Source organism: Hoylesella buccalis ATCC 35310, from assembly GCF_000177075.1.
GTDB classification, from domain to species: Bacteria; Bacteroidota; Bacteroidia; order Bacteroidales; family Bacteroidaceae; genus Prevotella; species Prevotella buccalis.
Genome location: NZ_ADEG01000064.1, coordinates 1 through 2009, shown reverse-complemented (window position 1 = coordinate 2009; position 2009 = coordinate 1). Strand labels below are relative to the sequence as shown.

General features: G+C 48.0%; 1 protein-coding gene. It reads right to left on the bottom strand.

Annotated elements, in window-relative coordinates:
* Positions 1-349: 349 nt before the first annotated feature.
* On the bottom strand, positions 350-1840 hold the full coding sequence (cysS, locus tag HMPREF0650_RS07240) for a cysteine--tRNA ligase (RefSeq protein ID WP_004349597.1): 1491 nt from the start codon (positions 1838-1840) through the stop codon (positions 350-352).
* Positions 1841-2009: the final 169 nt, after the last annotated feature.

Here is a 2009-nt window from a genome sequence, read left to right as displayed (position 1 = left end):
CCTCACCCCCCGCCCCTCTCCAAAGGAGAGGGGAGTGGTTAGCTTTATTCATCATCAGCAAGTTGATGGCTGACCGTAAACAAGTTGGCTGCTGTCATTGATTGAAAAAGGTGTAGAAACGCATGGGGTATGCGTGCCTACACCTTTTTTCATTTGCTTTATTTGTCAAAACGACAGCGTTAGTATAGTTCGAACCCTGCCGTTCGATTCTTTCTCCTTATTCGTTATTTAAAACAACTTCAATACAATGGTACATGTGGGAACATGACGATATTATCATGCATCGGTACTGTGTTTGCAGGGTAAACAATTGTACATCTGCAACCAAAGAACCCGATTGACACTTACCTTATCTATTCAGCTTCCACGTCACCCCGTCTTTGGTGTCTTTCACCTCGAACCCATTTTCTGCTAAAGCATCGCGTATCTGGTCGCTCGTAGCCCAGTCTTTCTCCGCCTTGGCCTTAGCTCTGAGTGACAGAACCATGTCAACTACCTTGCCGTATGCCGCCTCGCGCGCATCGTTGTTACTTCCCTTCTCGCTCTTTAGACCAAGCAAGTCGAAGGCGAACAGCTGCATCACAGCCTTCAGTTCGGTAAGGTCTTCCGCATTGATGCTGCCTTTGTGGTCGAGCAGGGAGTTGATAGCGTGACACGCTTCAAACAAATTACTGATGACGGTTGGTGTCTGCAAGTCATCGTTCATCGCCTCATGGCACTTCTGCCGTAAAGTCACAACCAGTTGATGGGTAGCCTCATCCGATGTGGATGCTGCCTGAATGCGCTCCAAGTCGTTAATGCCGTTCATCAAACGTTCCAATCCTTTCTCACTTGCCTGTAAGGCTTTGTTCGAGAAGTCGACGGTGCTGCGGTAGTGGGCCGACAGGATGAAGAACCGAATGGTCATGGGCGAATACGCTTGCGTCAAACGATCGTGCGTGCCATGGAAGAACTGTTCGAGCGTGATGAAGTTGCCCAAACTCTTTCCCATCTTCTTTCCGTTAATGGTAATCATGTTGTTGTGCATCCAATAGCGCACCATCTGGTCGCCCTGACTGGCTACGGCTTGTGCAATCTCGCACTCGTGATGCGGGAAAACAAGATCCATTCCGCCGCCGTGAATGTCAAAGTGATTGCCCAGATACTTACGTCCCATGGCCGTACACTCACAGTGCCAACCTGGGAATCCGTCGCTCCACGGACTTGGCCAACGCATGATATGTTCGGGCATGGCACGCTTCCATAGTGCAAAATCCACTTGGTTGCGCTTCTCGTCTACACCATCCAACTCACGACTGTTATTGATGACGTCGTCTAAGTTGCGCCCCGACAGGATGCCGTAGTGATGGTCTTTGTTGTACTTCTCGATGTCGAAATAAACCGAACCGTTGCTCTCATAAGCATAACCATTGGCAAGAATCTGCTTTACCAGCTCTTCTTGCTCAATGATGTGTCCCGTGGCATGTGGCTCTATGCTGGGACGCAGCACGTTCAGCGCATCCATGGCCGCATGATATCGGTTGGTATAGAGCTGTGCAATCTCCATCGGTTCGAGCTGTTCCAAGCGAGCCTTCTTCTCTATCTTGTCATCACCCTCATCGGCATCGTGTTCCAAATGACCTACGTCCGTGATGTTACGCACATAGCGCACCTTATACCCCAGGTGCTTGAGATAACGAAAAAGAATGTCGAATGTAATGGCTGGGCGCGCATGTCCCAAGTGAGGATCGCCGTAAACTGTTGGGCCACACACATACATACCCACGTTGGGGGCATGCAGGGGTTTGAAAAGTTCCTTCTTGCGGGTCAACGTATTGTAGACAAAAAGTTTTTGTTCCATAAGTCAATCGTGTTGATATCTATTTGCAAAGTTACGACATTTCGGCAAAAGGGCAAAAGAGTGTGAAACAAAAAGACGGAAAAGAACACAGTTCTCTCGATTAAAAAGATTATTTGTTGGAAGAAATAATCATGTTCTTTTGTTTGAACAACAAATTGAACAAATGAAA

Coding starts and splice junctions, on each gene's coding strand:
- cysS (WP_004349597.1), bottom strand. CDS start 1,840: ATGGAACAAAAACTTTTTGTCTACAATACGTTGACCCGCAAGAAGGAA.